Annotated in this window: 19 protein-coding genes; 17 read left to right on the forward strand and 2 right to left on the reverse strand. The window is 32.0% G+C overall.

Going from position 1 to position 20,556, the window contains the following annotated elements; translation table 11 throughout:
- Positions 1–86: 86 nt before the first annotated feature.
- The 17 genes from ndk (at position 87) to ACVBFA_RS00640 (ending at position 17,480) form a co-directional block, all read left to right on the forward strand.
- On the forward strand, positions 87–536 hold the full coding sequence (ndk, locus tag ACVBFA_RS00560; protein WP_001831235.1) for a nucleoside-diphosphate kinase: 450 nt from the start codon (positions 87–89) through the stop codon (positions 534–536).
- Between the two features lie 481 nt (positions 537–1,017).
- Positions 1,018–2,184 (forward strand): chorismate synthase, encoded by a 1,167-nt coding sequence (aroC, locus tag ACVBFA_RS00565; RefSeq protein WP_002486957.1) that lies wholly within the window; start codon positions 1,018–1,020, stop codon positions 2,182–2,184.
- Between the two features lie 27 nt (positions 2,185–2,211).
- Positions 2,212–3,276: a 3-dehydroquinate synthase gene (aroB, locus tag ACVBFA_RS00570; protein WP_002487007.1), complete on the forward strand. Its 1,065-nt coding sequence runs from the start codon at positions 2,212–2,214 to the stop codon at positions 3,274–3,276.
- Between the two features lie 9 nt (positions 3,277–3,285).
- Positions 3,286–4,587: a 3-phosphoshikimate 1-carboxyvinyltransferase gene (aroA, locus tag ACVBFA_RS00575; protein WP_002486959.1), complete on the forward strand. Its 1,302-nt coding sequence runs from the start codon at positions 3,286–3,288 to the stop codon at positions 4,585–4,587.
- Positions 4,588–4,590: 3 nt separating this feature from the next.
- Entirely contained in the window at positions 4,591–5,835 is a 1,245-nt protein-coding gene (locus ACVBFA_RS00580; protein ID WP_447158753.1) for a tetratricopeptide repeat protein, read from the forward strand.
- 13 nt (positions 5,836–5,848) lie between these two features.
- Positions 5,849–6,412, forward strand: a complete 564-nt coding sequence (locus ACVBFA_RS00585; RefSeq protein WP_002446468.1) for a YpiB family protein — start codon at positions 5,849–5,851, stop codon at positions 6,410–6,412.
- 11 nt (positions 6,413–6,423) lie between these two features.
- Positions 6,424–7,017, forward strand: a complete 594-nt coding sequence (locus tag ACVBFA_RS00590; protein ID WP_002486980.1) for a DUF1405 domain-containing protein — start codon at positions 6,424–6,426, stop codon at positions 7,015–7,017.
- Positions 7,018–7,061: 44 nt separating this feature from the next.
- Positions 7,062–7,757, forward strand: coding sequence for a zinc metallopeptidase (locus tag ACVBFA_RS00595; protein ID WP_002446466.1), 696 nt, complete (start codon positions 7,062–7,064; stop codon positions 7,755–7,757).
- 179 nt (positions 7,758–7,936) lie between these two features.
- Positions 7,937–8,254 (forward strand): nucleotide pyrophosphohydrolase, encoded by a 318-nt coding sequence (locus tag ACVBFA_RS00600; RefSeq protein WP_001832769.1) that lies wholly within the window; start codon positions 7,937–7,939, stop codon positions 8,252–8,254.
- A gap of 21 nt (positions 8,255–8,275) precedes the next feature.
- A complete protein-coding gene (bshA, locus tag ACVBFA_RS00605; RefSeq protein WP_002486972.1) occupies positions 8,276–9,418 on the forward strand; it encodes an N-acetyl-alpha-D-glucosaminyl L-malate synthase BshA in 1,143 nt (380 codons plus the stop codon).
- Positions 9,408–10,610: a CCA tRNA nucleotidyltransferase gene (locus ACVBFA_RS00610; protein ID WP_002486951.1), complete on the forward strand. Its 1,203-nt coding sequence runs from the start codon at positions 9,408–9,410 to the stop codon at positions 10,608–10,610. The genes bshA and ACVBFA_RS00610 overlap by 11 nt, the downstream gene beginning before the upstream one ends.
- A complete protein-coding gene (locus ACVBFA_RS00615) occupies positions 10,597–11,568 on the forward strand; it encodes a biotin--[acetyl-CoA-carboxylase] ligase (RefSeq protein ID WP_002486960.1) in 972 nt (323 codons plus the stop codon). The genes ACVBFA_RS00610 and ACVBFA_RS00615 overlap by 14 nt, the downstream gene beginning before the upstream one ends.
- A gap of 24 nt (positions 11,569–11,592) precedes the next feature.
- The gene (locus ACVBFA_RS00620) at positions 11,593–14,301 is read left to right on the forward strand and encodes a helicase C-terminal domain-containing protein (protein WP_447158754.1); all 2,709 of its coding nucleotides are present in this window, start codon (positions 11,593–11,595) and stop codon (positions 14,299–14,301) included.
- Between the two features lie 120 nt (positions 14,302–14,421).
- Positions 14,422–15,714, forward strand: coding sequence for an asparagine--tRNA ligase (asnS, locus tag ACVBFA_RS00625; protein ID WP_002439780.1), 1,293 nt, complete (start codon positions 14,422–14,424; stop codon positions 15,712–15,714).
- Positions 15,715–15,807: 93 nt separating this feature from the next.
- Positions 15,808–16,494, forward strand: a complete 687-nt coding sequence (locus ACVBFA_RS00630) for a DnaD domain-containing protein (RefSeq protein ID WP_002446459.1) — start codon at positions 15,808–15,810, stop codon at positions 16,492–16,494.
- Positions 16,484–17,143, forward strand: coding sequence for an endonuclease III (gene nth / locus ACVBFA_RS00635; protein WP_002446458.1), 660 nt, complete (start codon positions 16,484–16,486; stop codon positions 17,141–17,143). The genes ACVBFA_RS00630 and nth overlap by 11 nt, the downstream gene beginning before the upstream one ends.
- A 4-nt stretch (positions 17,144–17,147) precedes the next feature.
- Entirely contained in the window at positions 17,148–17,480 is a 333-nt protein-coding gene (locus tag ACVBFA_RS00640) for a YpoC family protein (protein ID WP_002457679.1), read from the forward strand.
- Between the two features lie 184 nt (positions 17,481–17,664).
- Here ACVBFA_RS00640 and ACVBFA_RS00645 read toward each other — a convergent pair whose 3' ends face one another.
- Both ACVBFA_RS00645 and recU read right to left on the reverse strand, forming a co-directional pair.
- On the reverse strand, positions 17,665–19,896 hold the full coding sequence (locus tag ACVBFA_RS00645; RefSeq protein WP_002487004.1) for a transglycosylase domain-containing protein: 2,232 nt from the start codon (positions 19,894–19,896) through the stop codon (positions 17,665–17,667).
- Positions 19,893–20,519 (reverse strand): Holliday junction resolvase RecU, encoded by a 627-nt coding sequence (gene recU / locus ACVBFA_RS00650; RefSeq protein WP_002457677.1) that lies wholly within the window; start codon positions 20,517–20,519, stop codon positions 19,893–19,895. The genes ACVBFA_RS00645 and recU overlap by 4 nt, the downstream gene beginning before the upstream one ends.
- Positions 20,520–20,556 lie beyond the last annotated feature (37 nt).

Raw genomic sequence — 20,556 nt, forward strand, 5'->3', positions numbered from 1 at the left:
CAGGATATTTTTATAGCTTGCAATGTTTTAAGTTTTTTACATACTTATAAAAATGAATGAAACACATGCACAGGGGGACACACGAAGTGGAACGCACATTTTTGATGATTAAACCGGACGCTGTCCAAAGAAATTTAATTGGTGAGATTATATCTCGCATTGAAAAGAAAGGTCTTAAGCTTGTTGGCGGTAAGTTTATGCAAGTGCCTATGGAACTAGCTGAAAAGCATTATAGTGAACATGAAGGAAAACCGTTCTACGACAAGTTAATTTCATTCATTACTTCTGCACCCGTTTTTGCTATGGTAGTAGAAGGTGAAAATGCTGTAGCTGTATCTCGTAAAATTATTGGAAGTACAAATCCAAGTGAAGCAGCTCCTGGTACAATTCGAGGCGACTATGGTTTAAATCTAGGTCGTAATATTATACATGGTTCGGATTCAACAGAATCAGCACAACGTGAAGTTAAATTATGGTTTACAAGTAGTGAAATTGCTGATTATAAAGAACCTAGAGAAGATTGGTTATACGAATAATAAAAATATCAAATAATGAAATTCATTTTATCCGTTAATGTCTGTGACGCACATTTGTGTCTCAGGCATTTTTTATGATTAACCAAATGCCATTTGCTTAAAATAATACTTATTGAATTAGTCTTTTTAATTTTTTATCTAGGGATTAAACGATGTAACACCATAAAAAGTTCGATTATGTAGCAATTTTTATCTTTTGACAATTGAGTATTCATTATTAAGTAATGACGTATTTTTAGTATTTCATTCATGTATCTAATGATTTAGCTCTTTTGATTTTTTCAGTAGACTGATTTTTAATTTATATAATATCACTACGACATAACAATCATCTTGGTGCTATTCTTTCTAAAATATTTATCACTGCTAAAATAAAAATCTTCTTGTTTATCTAACTGACTTATGTTGTTTGATTGAATATGATAATATATTAAACATATTACAATTTAATGTATTGAAGAATAGAAAGGGGCGTGCGATCATGAGATACCTCACATCCGGTGAATCACATGGACCACAACTTACAGTCATCATTGAAGGTGTTCCAGCTAATTTAGAAATTACGGCTGAAGATATTAATAAGGAAATGTTTAAACGTCAAGGGGGATATGGTCGGGGTCGTCGTATGCAAATTGAAAAAGATACTATAGAAATTGTGTCAGGCGTCAGAAATGGCTTTTCTTTGGGAAGTCCAATAACTTTAGTAATTACTAACGACGATTTCACTCATTGGAGAAAAATAATGGGCGTCGCACCAATTAGCGATGAAGAAAGAGAAAATATGAAACGTACCATTACAAAACCTAGACCAGGCCATGCTGATCTTGTAGGCGGTATGAAATATAATCATCGTGATTTAAGAAATGTGCTCGAGCGTTCATCTGCTAGAGAAACAGCAGCAAGAGTTGCTGTGGGTGCTGTTTCAAAAATTCTTTTAGAACAATTAGATATCCACTTATACAGCCGTGTAGTCGAAATTGGTGGTATTAAAGACAAAGGTTTATATGATGTAGATATGTTCAAAAATAATGTAGATAAAAATGATGTACGTGTAGTTGACGAAAATATTGCGCAACAAATGAGAGATAAAATAGATGAAGCGAAAAAAGACGGAGATTCAATCGGGGGCGTAGTTCAAGTAATGGCTGAAAACATGCCTATTGGTGTGGGAAGTTATGTACATTATGACCGTAAATTAGATGGACGCATTGCACAGGGTGTTGTGAGTATCAACGCATTCAAAGGTGTAAGTTTTGGTGAAGGATTTAAAGCAGCTGAAAAACCTGGTAGCGAAATTCAAGATGAAATTCATTATAATCAAGATTTAGGCTATTTTAGAGCTACAAATCACTTAGGTGGATTTGAAGGAGGCATGAGTAATGGGATGCCTATCATTGTTAATGGTGTGATGAAGCCTATCCCTACTTTATATAAGCCACTAAACTCAGTTGATATTAACAGTAAAGAAGACTTCAAAGCTACTATTGAACGCTCAGATAGTTGTGCAGTGCCCGCAGCTAGCGTAGTATGTGAACACGTTGTCGCTTTTGAATTAGCAAAAGCAGTACTCGAAGAGTTTCAATCTAACCACATGGACCAACTCATAGCACAAATTAAAGAGCGTCGACAACTCAATATAGAATTTTAATTACCCTAGAATGATTGAGGTGAAAGCATGGAACTTAAAACATCATATGCAAGTGATAATTATCCCATTATCGTTGAACATCACGCAATTAACTCTTTAGAAAGATATATTAAAAATGAAGAACAACGTTTTTTCATTATCGATAAGCAAGTCTATAATTTATTTGTAGATAAACTTGAAGCTTTGGCTCAAAAACTTGATGCTAAATGTATCGTAATCCCTTCTGGAGAAACGTCAAAATCATTCGAACATTATCATCGTACTATTGAATATTTACTAAGCCATCAATTAACACGTCAAACGTGTATTGTTGCCATTGGTGGTGGTGCTACAGGAGATTTCGCAGGGTTTATTGCTGCAACTTTACTTAGAGGCGTATCATTTGTCCAAGTACCGACAACTATTTTAGCCCACGATTCAAGTGTAGGTGGTAAAGTTGGAATTAATTCTGAGCATGGTAAAAATTTAATTGGTGCTTTTTATCGACCCAAAGCTGTCATTTATGATTTAGATTTTTTAGAAACTCTTCCATATTCTGAAATACTAAGTGGGTATGCTGAGGTCTATAAGCACGCTTTATTAAACGGCGAGGATTCAACAAAAAATATCGAATCTAATTTTTCCTCAAATAAAAATTTACAAGCGTTAAAAAATCTAGATTATTATTTATTTGAGGGTATAAAAACAAAACTAAATATTGTTGTTGAAGATGAGAAAGAAAAAGGTAAAAGAAAGTTTCTTAATCTTGGTCATACATTTGGTCATGCAATTGAATATGAGCATAAAATTCCTCATGGTCATGCAGTTATGATTGGTATTCTTTATCAATTTATTGTTGCGAATCACTTATTCGAGTCAAATTATAACATTCAACACTATATTAATTATATGAAAAAACTTAAATATCCATTATCTATCATCAAACAACTTCATTTTGAAGATACATACCATTTTATGCTTCTAGATAAAAAAAATGATTACAATGGTATTCAAATGGTCTTACTTAAAAATTTAGGGAAACCAGTTGTCACTCATGTTGATAAGGATAAGCTTTTATCAGCTTTCGAGGAATTACAATCTTATTTTAAGTAGGTGAATCAAATGAATAACAGTGAAATAATTAATATTAATGGACCACTCAAAGGTGAAATAGAAGTACCTGGTGATAAATCGATGACACACCGCGCTATTATGTTAGCTTCATTAGCTAAAGGTATATCAACCATTTATGAACCATTATTGGGAGAAGATTGTCGACGTACTATGGATATCTTTAAACAATTGGGTGTAACAATTGAAGAGCAGGACAATTCTATCATAATCAATTCACCAGGATATCGAAATTTCACAACACCACACCAAGTTCTCTATACTGGTAATTCTGGTACTACTACACGATTACTTGCTGGTCTTTTAAGCGGATTAGGTATTGAAAGTGTGTTATCTGGTGATGTATCTATAGGCAAAAGACCCATGGATAGAGTGATGAAACCTCTGCTGAAAATGAACGCTAATATATCTGGAATTGATAATAATTACACACCGCTTATTATTAAGCCTTCAACCATTAAAGGTATAAATTATCAAATGGAAGTTGCAAGTGCACAAGTTAAAAGTGCTATTTTACTTGCTAGCCTATTTTCAAAAGAAGCAACGACACTTACAGAAATTGATGTTAGTAGAAATCATACAGAAACATTGTTTGAACACTTTAATATTCCTATATCAATTCAAGGTAACACAATCCAAACCATACCTTATGCAATTGAACGTATACAGCCTAGAGATTTTCATGTTCCAGGAGATATCTCATCTGCTGCATTTTTCATAGTCGCAGCTCTAATTACGCCCGGTAGTGACATTACAATTCATAATGTTGGCATTAATCCCACTCGTTCAGGTATCATAGACATCGTTAAACAAATGGGAGGAAACATTGAATTAAGTAATGTAAGCAAAGGTGCAGAACCAACTGCATCAATACATGTAACATATACACCGAACTTGAATGCTGTTACAATTAAAGGCGACTTAGTTCCAAGAGCTATCGATGAATTGCCAGTTATTGCATTACTTTGCACACAAGCTTCAAATTCTTGTATTATCAAAGACGCCGAAGAATTAAAAGTGAAGGAAACAAATCGTATAGATACTACTGCAGACATGCTAAATTTACTTGGTTTTAATTTACAACCCACACATGATGGACTTATTATACATCCATCAGAGTTTAGATCAAATGCAACTGTAGATAGTCAAACAGATCATCGCATAGGAATGATGTTAGCTGTAGCTTCACTACTTAGTTCAGAACCACTCAAAATAGAGCAATTTGACGCTGTTAATGTTTCCTTCCCAGGTTTTTTACCTAAACTAAAGCTTTTAGAAAATGAGGGAAAATAAAAAATGGAAGATATCTATAAACTTATAGACGATATCAATCTACAAAAAATAGAAAACTTAGATTCTCGAGTAAATGAGGCATTGAGTTCAAACAATGATGATGCGCTATTTATACTTGGTGAAACTTTATATAATTTCGGTCTTACACCTCAAGGGTTAGAAGTTTTTAGAACGTTGTATCATAAATACCCAGATGAAAGTGAGTTACTCATTTACTTTATCGAAGGTCTCATGTCTGAAAATCAAACTGACGAAGCACTTGAATATTTAGCACAAGTAGAACCATCTACCGAAAAATTGATGCTTGAAGCCGATTTATATCAACAAATTAATATGTTAGAAGTAGCAATTGACAAATTGCAAGAAGCATTAGATCTTGAACCTAATGATCCAATTATTCACTTCGCCTTAGCAGAGCTATTATACTACGATGGGCAATACTTACGAGCTACAAGAGAGTATGAAACAGTATTGGAAACAGGTGAATATGAAGTGAATGGAGTAAATCTTTTCTCGCGAATGGCAGATTGTAGTTTACAAAGTGGTAATTATTCAGATGCTATTAGCTTATTTGATGAAATTAGTGAAGAAGAGATGAATTCTGAAGATTACTTTAAAAAATCAATTGCCTATGAAAAAAACGATTTAACGCAAGAAGCAATTAAAATTATGCAAACATTACTTTCAAAAGATCCTGATTTTATACAAGGATATTTTTATCTTCAATCTCTATTTGAAAATGAAAAAAATTATCCTGATGCTATAGAAACTGGTAAGGAAGGATTACGTTTAAGTCAGTTTCACAAAGAATTAATGGTTTCTACAGGTAGCTTAGAAATAGAGCATGGAGATGCAAATGAAGGTGTAGAATTGTTAAAACAAGCCTTAGAGGTCGATAATGCATATCATGAACCATTGTTGATTTTAAGTGATTTATATCGTAATGAAGAAGACTATGAATCAATTATACAATTGTTGACTTATGTAGACGAAGAAGATTTAGATCCTATTTTCATGTGGCATTTAGCATATGCATACGGTCAAGAAGAACGAGATAAAGAAGCGCAACATTTCTTTGAATTAGCATATCCAACATTACAAACTCAAGTTGAATTTTTAAGCGATTATTACTTCTATTTATTAGAAATTGGTCAGAAAGAAAAAGCACTTTTGATTTTAAATCAATTATTAGAAATTGATCCAAGCAATGAAAATTGGCATGATGAGTCAATGAGATTGCAAATGTAAGTTGGTGACTTAAATGAATGATTCTCTTATTCGTATCAAACAAAATTTTATAGAATATATTCTGTTTAACTATCGTTTTAAATCAAGAATTACTGTGTGGGTATTAAATTATTTAAAGGCAAATCAAGATAAGCTAAATAATGTACATTTCGTAAATAGTAAAATCAATAATCATTATACCTTAGAAATTGCAGAAGTGGATACAACTGCTTCTGCAATTCAATTGAGCAAGGATAATAAAGCTTATATTAATACAAATCAAATTTTTAATTATATTGCAAATCATACATTAAGATTAGATATACAAATACATTTTGCTCATTGTCACGCGCGAGAACCTCGCTTAGATGATTTAATATTAATGCAGCTCATTCATTCACCTAGTTATTCATCTTATGTACAAGACTTGTATTCAATTTCTATGGATAAAAGAAAACAAACAACTATTATTCAAACCTTACAAAATAATATTGATTTAAGTTTACAAATGAATGAACCTGATTATTTTTATCAACTCACACAAATACTTAATGTGTTAAAATCAAAAGATATTCAATCAACTTTAAATGATAGGTAGCCCATACTAAGATGAATCAATGGCTTTGGGAAACTTCACTTTATCAAAAATGGTTGATTTCTTTTATTTTAGTTTGCAATATATTTGGTACGATATACGGTTATCATTGGTATAGTAGTCAATTAGCTAACACGCCAAATTATTTTATATTATTTGTTCCAGATAGTCCCACTGCTACATTATTTTTATGTTTATCATTATTACTCATACTATTTAATAAGCGTAATGCACTGATTGACGCTTTAGCTTTTATAACTCTATTTAAATATGGTAGTTGGGCTGTAATTATGAATATTTTGATGTTCATAAAAATGAATGATGTTGCTATAAACGGACTTATGTTGCTCATATCTCACGCAATTATGATGTTAGAAGCTATCTATTTTTATCCTCGTTTTAAAATATCTAAGTTGGCTGGATTGATGACTTTCATATGGGTGACTGTCAATGACGTAATAGATTACATATACGGACAATATCCATACTATAATTTTATCGCCAAACATTTAATTGAAGTAGGGGTGTTGGCTTATAGTCTCACTATCATATCGTATATTTTATTTTTAAAATTACAAAAGTGGTTGAAAGTTAAAACATTTGATTAAAGATAAATTTGACAGTAAAATGAAAATAAAGGAGAGTGAGTTTAATGTCTTTAATATCAATGATTATATATTTCGTAATATTAATGGTCATTCCAATGTGGGCTCAACATAAAGTTAAATCTAATTATGAAAAATACTCACAAGTGAGATCCACAAGTGGTAAAACTGGTCGTGAAGTAGCTGAAGAAATTTTACATTCTAATGGCATTTACGATGTTGACGTCGTTAAAGGCGAAGGCTTCTTAACTGATCACTATGACCCAAATAAAAAAGTTGTTTGTTTATCTCCTGCAAACTACGATAGACCATCAGTTGCTGGTACTGCAATTGCAGCCCATGAAGTAGGACATGCAATTCAACATCAGCAAGGTTACGCACCATTAAGATTTAGAACAGCATTAGTACCATTAGCTAATATTGGTAGTTCTTTAAGCTACATTATTATTATGGTAGGTATTGTTTTAACAGCTCTCGGTAGTGTCTTTGGCTCTACAGTTCTATGGGTTGGTGCTGGTTTAATGTCACTTGCAGTTTTATTCTCTATCGTGACATTACCTGTTGAGTTTAACGCTAGTTCAAGAGCGATGAAACAAATAACGGCTTTAAATATCGTTAATGAGAAAGAATACAAACACGCGAAAAAAGTTTTATCTGCAGCAGCAATGACATATGTGGCATCTACTGCAGTTGCATTAGCTGAACTTGCTCGTATTATATTAATTGCAAGATCAAGTGATTAATCATATATAACAACGCAGTTCCTGGTAATCATTACAATTGATTTGTAATGGTTACCTTTTTTATTTGAATACGTGACAAAAGCCTATCTTTTAATACATATTAAACATTGCACTTGAAATGCAAGTCACTTTATTTTGTAATATACTATATAAGAATAGCGATAAAGGAGTACTTTCATATGAAATCTATGGAGCAAATGCAACAAGAAGTTGATGACTATATCAGTCAATTTAAAGCTGGTTATTTTTCACCACTTGCTAATCTTGCAAGAATGACAGAAGAAGTTGGAGAATTAGCACGCGAAATAAACCATCATTTTGGAGAGAAAAAAAAGAAAGATACTGAAGAAGATAATACAATTAAAGCTGAATTGGGAGACAATTTATTTGTTTTACTGTGTATTGCAAACTCTCTGAACATAGATATGACAGAAAGCTTTAATGACACGATGAATAAGTTTAATACAAGAGATAAAAATCGCTTTGAAAGAAAATAATTTAAGAAAGGATGGGCACAAATGAAAATCGGTATAACATGTTACCCGTCCATGGGTGGTTCTGGCATTATTGCTACAGAACTCGGTATTAAAATGGCAGAACGTGGCCATGAAGTTCACTTTATTACCTCAAATATACCCTTTAGAATACGCAAACCTTTACCTAACATGACGTTCCACCAAGTTGAAGTCAATCAATATGCCGTATTCCAATATCCACCATACGATATTACATTAAGTACAAAAATTTCTGACGTTATACAAGAATATGATTTAGACATATTGCATATGCATTATGCTGTACCTCACGCTGTATGTGGTATATTAGCTAAACAAATGTCAGGTAAAGACGTCAAAATTATGACAACACTACATGGCACTGATATAACAGTGTTAGGTTATGACCATACTTTACAAAACGCGATAAAATTTGGCATAGAACAAAGTGATATTGTGACAAGTGTTAGTCATTCACTAGCACAGCAAACTTATGAAATTATCAATACTCAAAAGGAAATCATCCCTATATATAATTTTGTACGGGAAAATGAATTCCCAACTCGTCATAATGAAGAATTAAAAGATTGTTATGGTATCTCTTCTGAAGAAAAGGTACTGATACATGTTTCTAATTTCAGAAAAGTAAAACGCATTGATACAGTGATTGAGACATTTGCAAAAGTTCATGAGAGTATACCGTCCAAGTTGATACTTTTAGGAGATGGCCCAGAATTAATCGATATGCGACATAAAGCACGAGAGCTCGATGTGGAAGCACACGTACTCTTTTTAGGCAAACAAAATGACGTAAGCGCATTCTACCAACTATCTGATTTAGTATTGCTCTTAAGTGAGAAAGAAAGTTTTGGATTAACTCTCTTAGAAGCAATGAAAACAGGCGTCTTACCTATAGGGAGTCGTGCAGGTGGTATTAAAGAGGTCATCAGACACGAAGAAACTGGATTTATAGTAGATATAGGAGATAGTACACAAGCTGCAAAGTATGCTATTAAACTTTTATCAAATCCAGAATTATATCAAAAAATGCAATTCCAAATGCTGAAAGATATTGAAGCAAGATTTAGTTCAGATTTAATTACTGACCAATATGAAAACTATTATCGAAAGATGCTAGAACAAGGTGAGAACAGCAATGAGTCATGAAATATTTGAACAAGCAAAACCTATTTTAAAAAAAATTCAAAATAAAGGTTTTAAAGCTTATTTCGTTGGTGGATCAGTACGTGATTACATCATGCAACGACCTATACATGATGTTGATATTACCACCAGTGCAATGCCTGACGAAATAGAATCTATATTCGACAAAACCATACCAGTGGGTAAAGAACACGGTACGATCAACGTGGTCTTTCAAAATGACAATTATGAAATCACTACATTTAGATCTGAAGATGAATACATCAATCATCGTAGGCCCAGTGAAGTGTATTTTGTAAGAGATTTATATCAAGATGTTCAACGTAGAGATTTTACAATGAATGCTATAGCAATGGATCTAAATTACCAGTTGTATGATTATTTTAATGGTCAACAAGATATAAAAAATCGAGTAATTCGTACTGTTGGTGTACCAAGTGAAAGGTTCTCAGAAGACGCGCTTCGTATCATTAGAGGGTTACGTTTTCAATCACAACTTAATTTTCAAATTGATTCAGACACATTACATGCAATGTCTTCTCATATTTCAGATATACAATATTTATCCGTTGAACGTGTAGTAGTAGAGCTTAAAAAGCTTATCATGGGAAACAATGTTAAACAAAGCTTTGAAGTCATGCAAAACATGAAAGCATTTAATTATATACCTTTTTTCAAATCATTTGAGATGTCTCATCTTCATATAGATGAGCCCATCACATTTGAACTTTGGATTGCAATCTTAATCGTCCAACAACCAAAAGATGTACAATTAAGCTCCTTGAAAATTAGCAATCAAGAAAAAGCAACTATCAAAAAATGGATTACACTCATCCAAACATTGCCTAAGATACAGTCAAAGCAATCTTTAATAACATTAGTATATGATTACAATTTAAAAGATATTGAAATCCTATTATCATTACATCATTTGCTTAAACAAAATGGGCTTACAACAGCCAATCATTTAATCATTAATGAAATAAGTGTTCGCGAAGCAAATAAAAAATTACCTATCCATTGCAGAAAAGAATTGGCAATAAATGGTAAAGATATACTCAATCATACGAATAAAAATTCAGGACCATGGCTAAAAGATACACTTAGAGAAATAGAAATCGCAGTCATATCAAATCAAATAGCCAACACTAAAGAAGAAATATTAGAATGGGTGGATGCACATGTCAAAATATAGTCAAGATGTCATTAGAATGTTGTATGAACATCAATCAAATTACATATCAGGGCAATATATTGCCAATCAACTCAATATTTCTAGGGCAGGTGTCAAAAAAGTTATTGACCTATTAAAAGAAGATGGTTGTGATATCGAGTCAATAAACCACAAAGGCCATCAACTGAATTCATTACCTGATCAGTGGTATAGCGGTATTGTAAAACCCATTCTTGATGAACTTGGTCTTTTTAATCATCTAGAAGTTTATCACACTGTAGATTCAACACAATTAAAAGCAAAGAGAGCACTCGTTGGAAATAATGATACATTTTTAATCTTGAGCGATGAACAAACAGAAGGTCGAGGTAGATTCAATCGTAATTGGGAATCATCTAAAGGAAAAGGGTTGTGGATGTCACTTGTACTAAGACCTGACGTACCTTTTTCTATGATACCTAAATTTAATTTATTTATTGCTTTAGGTATTAGAGATGCAATTCAACAATTTTCGAACGAACGTGTAACAATTAAATGGCCAAATGATATATATATTGGTAATAAAAAAATTTGCGGATTTTTAACTGAAATGGTTGCTAACTATGATGCAATAGAAGCAATAATTTGTGGTATAGGTATAAATATGAATCATGTTGAAAGTGATTTTGATGAGGATATTAAAGATAAAGCAACAAGTATACGTATGCATTCCGATAGTAAAATTAATAGATATACTTTTTTAACTACATTATTAACTCAAATTATACATCGATTTGATCAATTTTTACATCAAACTTTTGAGTCAATTCGAGAAGAATATATTCACGCTACAAATATATGGCATCGTCAACTTAAATTCACTGAAAATGATCATCAATTTTTGGGGGAAGCCATAGATATTGATTCAGATGGATTCCTTATAGTTAAAGATGAAGAAGGTCAATTACATCGACTTATGAGTGCAGATATAGATTTATAAACACAAAAATGAGGAGCGGACATTATGGGAATAGCAACATTTGCAGTTGTGGATTTAGAAACAACTGGAAATCAACTGGATTATGATGAAATCATTCAAATTGGCATTACATTTGTACGTCAGAATCAAGTCATTGATACATACCATTCAATGATACGTACCGATTTAGAAATTCCACCGTTTATCCAAGCCTTAACTTCTATAGAAGAAGAAATGTTGGTACAGGCACCTTATTTTAATGAGGTCGCAGATGACATTTATCGACTTATCAAAGACTGTGTTTTTGTTGCACATAATATCTCATTCGATCTTAATTTTATAAAAAAAGCTTTTGAAAAATGTAATATTCAATTTAAACCTAAAAGAGTCATGGATACTTTAGAATTGTTTAAAATCGCATTCCCTACAGACAAAAGCTACCAGTTAAGCGCATTGGCTGAATCACATCATATCCCGTTAAATAATGCACATAGAGCAGATGAAGATGCAACAACAACTGCTAAATTGATGATTAAAGCTTTTGAGAAGTTCGAGCAATTGCATTTAGATACTCAAAAACAACTGTACTATTTAAGTAAAAATCTCAAGTATGATCTTTATCATATTTTGTTTGAAATGGTTAGAAATTATCAAACTAAACCGCCTAACAACCAATTTGAACAATTTGAACAAATTATTTACCGTAAACAAATTGATTTAAAAAAACCGGCTGTCAATTTTGATGGTACCTTAAAAGATTTATATAAAAATGTTACTCAATCTTTAAATCTTACATATCGGCCACAACAGTTATACCTAGCCGAAATTATACTTGATCAGTTGATGCATAGTGATAAAGCAATGATTGAAGCACCTTTAGGTAGTGGAAAGTCTCTTGCTTATCTGCTTGCAGCAACAATGTATAATATTGAAACCGGTCGTCATGTAATGATTTCAACAAATACAAAATTATTACAAAGTCAGCTATTAGAAAAAGACATACCATTACTCAATGAAGTTTTAGATTTTAAAATTAACGCGTCATTAATCAAAAGTAAAAATGATTATATATCTCTTGGTCTTATCAGCCAAATTCTTAAAGATGATACAAGTAATTATGAAGTAAATATTCTTAAAATGCAGTTACTTATTTGGATAACTGAAACAAATACTGGGGACATACAAGAATTAAATCTTAAAGGTGGACAAAAAATGTATGTTGACCAAAAAATTGAAACATACGTTCCAGTTCGTCATGATATCCATTATTACAATTATATAAAAAGGAATGCTCAAAACATACAAATTGGTATCACTAATCATGCGCATTTAATTCATTCAGACAGTGAAAACACTATATATCAACTATTTGATGATTGCATCATCGATGAAGCACATAGATTGCCTGACTATGCGCTAAATCAAGTTACCAATGATTTAAATTATTCAGATGTTAAATATCAATTAGGACTTATTGGCAAAAATGAAAATGAAAAACTACTTAAAGCAGTAGACAAACTTGAGCAACAACGTATTTTAGAGAAACTAGATATTGCACCTATAGACGTTTTTGGTCTAAAAATAAATATCAATGAGTTACATGATTTAAATGAGCAACTATTCACTACAATTTATAACATTATTCAAACATCAGACGTTTATGATGATGACATTCATAAGTATCATTACGTTTATGAGTTTGAAACGAGTGAGATTTTAAAAGATTTACGTTCAATCATAGATAAATTAAATAAAACAATAGAAATATTTAACGGAATGAATCACAAAACAATCAAGTCCATACGGAAACAATTATTATACTTACATGACAAATTTAAACTTATCGAACAAAGTATAAAAAATCACCATACTAGCTTTATTTCAATTAAAAATTTAGCACAAAAATCAACAATCCGACTCTTAGTCAAGGATTATGATGTTAAGGATATCCTGACGAAACAAGTACTTGAAAAATTTAAGTCTCTTACATTTATATCAGGCACATTAGCTTTCAATCACTCATTTAAAGCATTTCAAAATTGGTTTAATGAAGACATAGACTTTAATACATTTGAAATTTCAACACCTTTAACATCATCCAATCATACAAATGTTTTTGTGCCCAATGATGTTGAAACGTACAATTATAAAAATTTAGACGATTATGTAGCTTCAATTGTTGACTATATTGTTGAATACATTACAGTAACACAGTCAAAATGTCTTGTCTTATTTACAAGCTATAAAATGATGCATATGGTTCAAGATTTGTTAAATGAATTACCTGAATTAGAAGATTATGTCATTTTAACCCAACAGCAAAACCAAAATTATAAAATTGTTCAACAGTTTAATAACTTTGATAAATCAATACTTCTTGGAACATCAACATTTTTTGAAGGTTTTGATTTTCAAGCCAATGGCCTTAAATGTGTAATGATAGCTAAACTACCATTTATGAATAAACATAATATTAAATACTGGCTCATGGACTCTGAATTCACATCAACTTTCAAAGATTATGTATTACCTGATGCTGTGACTAGGTTTAGACAAGGTCTTGGACGTCTTATTCGACACGAAGACGACAAAGGACTTATTGTGTCATTTGATGATCGACTGATAAATAGCACATATAAAAACTTTTTTGCTCAATCACTAGAACATTTTAAACAGCGAAAAGGTAACATTAAACAGTTTAATAAATTATTGAATCAAATACAGAAGTCTATTGATAATGAGAGTAAAAGCTAGCTTTTTAGAAATCTATAATAAATCATATCGTATGATTCCAGTTACTCAACTTGTAGAAGTTAAAGACATATTTTGTTAAAATAAATGAGTATTTAAAAAGAAAAATATAGGAGTTTGGTTATGAAGACTACGATTAAACAAGCGAAAAAACATCTTAACCAAGAAGTAACAATTGGTGCTTGGTTAACTAATAAACGTTCAAGTGGTAAAATAGCGTTCTTACAATTACGCGATGGTACAGGATTTATGCAAGGAGTAGTAGTAAAATCTGAAGTAGATGAAGAAACATTTCAACTAGCAAAAGATATTACTCAAGAATCATCTTTATATATCACAGGAACGATTACAGAAGATAATCGTTCTGATTTAGGCTACGAAATGCAAGTTAAATCAATCGAAATTGTACATGAAGCACATGATTATCCTATTACACCAAAAAATCATGGAACAGAATTTTTAATGGATCATCGTCACTTATGGTTACGTTCAAAAAAACAACATGCTGTCATGAAAATAAGAAATGAAATCATCCGTGCAACATATGAGTTTTTCAATGAAAATGGCTTCACTAAAATTGATCCACCTATTTTAACAGCAAGTGCACCAGAGGGAACAAGTGAGTTATTCCATACAAAATATTTCGATGAAGATGCATTTTTATCACAAAGTGGGCAATTGTATATGGAAGCAGCCGCAATGGCTCACGGACGTGTTTTTTCATTCGGCCCAACTTTTCGTGCAGAAAAATCTAAAACACGTCGCCATTTAATTGAATTCTGGATGATTGAACCAGAAATGGCCTTTACAAATCATGCAGAAAGCTTAGAAATACAAGAACAGTATGTGTCTCACATTGTTCAATCTGTTTTAAATCATTGCCAATTAGAACTCAAAGCTTTAGATAGAGATACAACTAAACTAGAAAAAGTTGCTACACCTTTCCCTAGAATTTCTTATGATGATGCTATCGAATTCTTGAAAAAAGAGGGATTCGATGATATTGAATGGGGTGAAGACTTTGGTGCACCACATGAAACAGCAATCGCTAATCACTATGATTTACCAGTATTCATTACAAATTATCCAACTAAAATTAAACCATTCTATATGCAACCAAATCCGGATAATGAAGATACAGTATTATGTGCTGATTTAATTGCGCCTGAAGGTTACGGTGAAATTATTGGTGGTTCCGAACGTATTAATGATTTAGAATTATTAGAACAACGCATTAATGAGCACGAATTGGATGAAGAAAGTTATAGCTATTATTTAGATTTACGTCGTTATGGTAGCGTACCACATAGTGGTTTTGGCTTAGGCTTGGAGCGAACAGTAGCTTGGATTTCTGGAGTTGAACATGTTCGTGAAACATCTCCATTCCCACGTTTACTTAATCGCTTATATCCATAATTGATTATTCGTATTTATGTTCAAAATACCATTTTTGAAACGTCCAGTCATTTTAAGGCTGGGCGTTCATTTTAAATAGGAGGTAGTAATATTATGGATCTAATTCAATTAAAAACAAGACCTGTTGTTATAAGACGAGAATTGTTTGATCATTATTCAGAGTTAGGTTTGGATGAACAAGATTTAGTTATTTTGATAAAACTTTTATATGCATCTGAAACTTCTAATAAGCAACCTTCTATTGAGTTTCTTCAAAAAGGATCAACTATGGAACCTCGTCAAATTACTTCCGTAATACAAAACTTAATTCAAAGAGAATTATTAGAACTCAATGTTAATAAAGACGAAGAAGGTAAATTCACTGAATACATGAATTTAGATCCCTTCTATCACAAATTAAATCAATTATTAAAACATCAATACTTAAAACATGAGGAACAAGATAAAAAAGAGCAATTTAAGCAATTGTTTCAGTTAGTTGAGCAATCGTTCGGCAGACCACTATCGCCGTATGAAATTGAAACATTAAATCAGTGGATTGATGTCGATCACCATGACTTATCAGTTATACAAGCCGCTCTTGATGAGGCACTTAGCCAAAATAAACTTAGTTTTAAATATATTGATCGTATTTTATTAAATTGGAAAAAGAATAATGTGAAAACAGTTGACGATTCAAAGAAAATAAGAGAACAGTTTAACAAACCAAAAATGAAGCATGTTGTTAAAAAGGTGCCTAAATTTGACTGGTTGAATGGAGAGAATCCTAATGATAAGTAAGAAAAAAGCATTACAAATGATTGATGTTATAGCGGATATGTTTCCTAATGCAGAATGTGAGTTAAACCATAGAAATGCATTTGATCTTACAATAGCTGTATTATTATCAGCACAGTGTACTGATAATCTAGTCAATCGTGTTACGCAATCATTATTTAGAAAATATCGAACACCCGAAGATTATTTAAATGTGAGTGATGAAGAATTACAAAATGATATACGCTCTATTGGATTATATCGCAATAAAGCCAAAAATATAAAAAAATTATGTCACTCTTTAATTGAACAATTTAATGGTCAAATCCCACAAACACATAAAGAATTAGAGAGTCTAGCTGGAGTGGGACGTAAAACAGCAAATGTTGTAATGAGTGTTGCATTTGGAGAACCTTCTTTAGCTGTCGACACTCATGTTGAGAGAGTTTCTAAACGTTTGGGAATTAATCGTTGGAAAGATAATGTAAGACAAGTAGAAGATCGATTATGTGATATTATCCCAAGAGATAGATGGAATAAAAGCCATCATCAATTAATATTTTTTGGGAGATATCATTGTCTTGCTAGAAAACCTAAATGTGAGATATGTCCATTGTTAAATGATTGTAGAGAAGGGCAAAAACGACATAAAGCAAAGATAAAGGAGGCGTGATGATATGATTGAAAAACAGGATTTCAATCATATAGAAGACCAACTTGATCAACTAGCAAGTAATAAACAACTCAAAACACCAGAAGCTAGGGAACTTTTAGATACTTATTTCGATTTAATCATTAACTATTTTAAACAAATAAATAACATAGATGAAATTCATTTTAATCAACTCGATACATATCCAGTGGTTCCAATGAATTTTGATGAACGCTATCATTATATGGTTGCACGTAAACACCATTTTATGGGCTATCGTCAAATGAAAACATTGAAATCAGAATTAATAAAAATGAATGCATCTTATCTAATTAGAAAGCAACGTCAACAAAAATAAATTTAATTTTAATTATTCTATTTTATACCTATATCAACATTTATAATTCACATTCGATGTAGTTAATCAAATTAATTAATAACTAGAGAACTCAGATTATTACTGCACATGCTAAATTTACTTTTCTAGGACAGAAAAAGCTCCAATTTCATTTTCTTGAAATTGGAGCTTTAATTTTAATTATTTATGAAACTTTATAATCGAATATAGAGTTTAAATTGAATAGACGTGTAAATGTATTGCCCGAGTTACCTTGACTGGCACCATTTGAACTATTCGAGCTGTTTCCACTTGATGCTGAGTTAGAGCCACCATTTGATGAAGAAGATGTATCGCTACTTCCATGAACACTACGGTTAGTAGTATTATTATCAGAATGACCTGATACAGATAGACTGTCCGGTGAACTTCCTTGTACATCATTAGGCTTTTTGAAATCTTCACCATCTTTAGATGAGATACTAGACATTACATCTTCATACAAGTATTGTGGATACTCTTGTTCTGAATGACCGATAAATGAATTTGTTCCGTATTGTTTAACCTTATTGAAGCCCATCCATACCGACATAGTATATTCTGGACTGAAACCATTGATCCAAACATCTTTGGCAGCATTATCAGGTAAATTATACTTTTCGTATATTTCTTGTCCATACGTACCAGTACCAGTTTTCGCACCCATGTTTACGCCTGACACACCATGTCCATAAGCCGAACCATATGCTTTAAATGTACCTTTAAGAATTTCAGCTAACATATATGATGTATAGTCTTTCATAGCTTTGTGACTCGTATGTTCATACTCAATTGTATCTCCTTCATGAGTAACAACTTTTTGTATTGAATGCGCGTTATTATAAGTACCACCATTTGCTATTGCTGCAAAAGCGGAAGCTAGTTGAGTAGGTGAGAATTCTGATGAAGATCCACCTAATACTTCTGAAGGTCCAATTTTGCCACTATAATCCAATCCTAATTTAGATGCAAATTTCTGAGGTGCATCATTACCAGCTTGACTTTTAACTTGTTGCCAAGTTTTTAAAGCTGGAATATTGAAACTTTGACGCAATGCATCATAGATAGATACTGTTCCATGACTCTTAGTATCATAGTTCTTGAATTGAGAACCATCTACCCAATATGATGATTCGTCTTGAACCGCATGATTTGTTGACCACTTCATATTTTCTATTGCAGGTCCATAAGCTAAGAAAGGTTTTAATGATGAACCAGTAGGGTGAGGGTCAGTAGCTTGGTTTCTTTCAACAACATTTTTATAATTACGTCCACCTGAGATCGCAACTAATCCACCAGTTTTACTATCTAGAATTGTTGCACCAACTTGTTGGTCTTCATTCTTGTAGAAAGAACCATTGTTAATTCGATCTTGTAACGTTTGTTGAACATCTTTATCCATATTAGTATAAATTTTTATACCACTTTGAAGAACTGAACCTAAATTTTTATCCTTAAAGTACTTGTTATTCATTAATTCAGATTGAACGAAATTAACGTAAGAATCATACTCAGGATTTTTTTCATTTCCAGTGACTTGACGTTCTTTTTTAGTACGTTCAACTAAGTTAGCTTTAAGATCAATCTTCTTAGCATCCGCATATTGTTTATCATTAATACGGTTATGTTTATGCATAAGATAAAGCACAGTATCTTTACGATTATTAGCTTCCTTAGGATTGTTGTAAATGTTGTAAAGGTTAGGAACTTGAGGTAAACCAGCTAGATAAGCTTCTTCAGCTAAATTTAAATCCTTCATATCTTTGTTGAAGTAATATTTAGCGGCGGCCTTAATTCCAGTAACGCCATCCGAATAATAAATCTTATTCATGTAAACTTGGAATATTTCATCTTTGCTGTACTCTTGTTCTAATCTATAAGAAAGATAAGCTTCTTGTGCTTTACGACCGATAGATTTTTGTTGTGTCAAGAATGAGTCTTTTACAACTTGTTGTGTAAGTGTAGACGCACCTTGCGAACCAAATCCACCTGTTAAGTTTTTACCAATGGCACCAAATAAACGTTTGTAATCTAATGCTCCATGTTGGTAGAAACGGTTATCTTCAGTAGCTAAAACAGCATTTTTCATGTCTTTAGGAACATCTTTGATATTCACATGTTCATGTCGCTGTCCGTTATCAAGTGTTTTTACAAGTTCTCCGTTTTTATCGTAAATCTTTGCTGGAATTGGATCATCTAATTTTGATTCGCTAAATGCTGGAGCTTTCCACGCATAATAAGCAAACAACAAAATACCGAGTAGCAATAGAACGAAAAAGGCTATAATCATAAAACCTATAATCTTAATAATCGTTCTCTTTACATTCCTATTCTTTTTTCCATTGGACTTCCCATTGTTGTTCTTTTTAGGTTGGGAAGACCCTTTATTTTCCGTCATACGCGGTCCTCACTTTCATCTAATATCAACTTATCAACTGCCTTGAGGTAATTCAATCTTGGTTGATATTGATAAGGAATATGGTAACCATTTTTCCGAATTTCTTCAACAGTTATCGACTTTTTAATATTATTAATGTATCTGTGCCAATATTTTTCAAATTTTGAATAGGGTAAAAGATACACTTCATCAAGTGATTTAAAACGTATCATTAAAAAGACAATTCCTTTTTGATGATATGTATTTTTCATATGTTCTACTTGATGTGCATGAATATTATTGAGTGGAAATGAAGTTTTGTTTTTAGTTTCTTTAGCTTCAAAATCAATGTAATATCCATTATAGACACCATTATAATCAGTTGTTGAAGGAGTGCGAAAATAAGCCTCATTTATTACAGCCTTACTACGTTTCGGATAGTGAACATTAACTATTTGAACCGGAGTCGGCTTTTTATGAATAACTGCTATGCCACTTTTAAGATAGAAAGTATTCGATTGTTCAATATCTTTCTCAAGTGTCATACCTCGTCCACCATATTCAATATTACTTGAAAATGGCGAACTCTTACGTCCGTCCAAAGGCTTATTTTTAGAGTATGGTTTACCATTTGGATAATTCATCATAATTCACCACACAAGTTTGTTCCTATTTTATACT

The sequence above is a fragment of the Staphylococcus sp. MSU001 genome, assembly GCF_052976705.1.

Excerpts from the sequence above, each read along its gene's own strand:
- recU (WP_002457677.1), bottom strand. The coding sequence starts at position 20,519 with ATGAATTATCCAAATGGTAAACCATACTCTAAAAATAAGCCTTTGGAC.
- ACVBFA_RS00645 (WP_002487004.1), bottom strand. The coding sequence starts at position 19,896 with ATGACGGAAAATAAAGGGTCTTCCCAACCTAAAAAGAACAACAATGGG.
- ACVBFA_RS00600 (WP_001832769.1), top strand. The coding sequence starts at position 7,937 with ATGAAATCTATGGAGCAAATGCAACAAGAAGTTGATGACTATATCAGT.
- ACVBFA_RS00620 (WP_447158754.1), top strand. The coding sequence starts at position 11,593 with ATGGGAATAGCAACATTTGCAGTTGTGGATTTAGAAACAACTGGAAAT.
- ACVBFA_RS00595 (WP_002446466.1), top strand. The coding sequence starts at position 7,062 with ATGTCTTTAATATCAATGATTATATATTTCGTAATATTAATGGTCATT.
- ACVBFA_RS00580 (WP_447158753.1), top strand. The coding sequence starts at position 4,591 with ATGGAAGATATCTATAAACTTATAGACGATATCAATCTACAAAAAATA.
- ACVBFA_RS00610 (WP_002486951.1), top strand. The coding sequence starts at position 9,408 with ATGAGTCATGAAATATTTGAACAAGCAAAACCTATTTTAAAAAAAATT.
- ACVBFA_RS00585 (WP_002446468.1), top strand. The coding sequence starts at position 5,849 with ATGAATGATTCTCTTATTCGTATCAAACAAAATTTTATAGAATATATT.
- ACVBFA_RS00630 (WP_002446459.1), top strand. The coding sequence starts at position 15,808 with ATGGATCTAATTCAATTAAAAACAAGACCTGTTGTTATAAGACGAGAA.
- aroC (WP_002486957.1), top strand. The coding sequence starts at position 1,018 with ATGAGATACCTCACATCCGGTGAATCACATGGACCACAACTTACAGTC.
- ACVBFA_RS00590 (WP_002486980.1), top strand. The coding sequence starts at position 6,424 with ATGAATCAATGGCTTTGGGAAACTTCACTTTATCAAAAATGGTTGATT.
- ACVBFA_RS00615 (WP_002486960.1), top strand. The coding sequence starts at position 10,597 with ATGTCAAAATATAGTCAAGATGTCATTAGAATGTTGTATGAACATCAA.
- bshA (WP_002486972.1), top strand. The coding sequence starts at position 8,276 with ATGAAAATCGGTATAACATGTTACCCGTCCATGGGTGGTTCTGGCATT.
- nth (WP_002446458.1), top strand. The coding sequence starts at position 16,484 with ATGATAAGTAAGAAAAAAGCATTACAAATGATTGATGTTATAGCGGAT.
- ACVBFA_RS00640 (WP_002457679.1), top strand. The coding sequence starts at position 17,148 with ATGATTGAAAAACAGGATTTCAATCATATAGAAGACCAACTTGATCAA.
- asnS (WP_002439780.1), top strand. The coding sequence starts at position 14,422 with ATGAAGACTACGATTAAACAAGCGAAAAAACATCTTAACCAAGAAGTA.
- aroB (WP_002487007.1), top strand. The coding sequence starts at position 2,212 with ATGGAACTTAAAACATCATATGCAAGTGATAATTATCCCATTATCGTT.
- aroA (WP_002486959.1), top strand. The coding sequence starts at position 3,286 with ATGAATAACAGTGAAATAATTAATATTAATGGACCACTCAAAGGTGAA.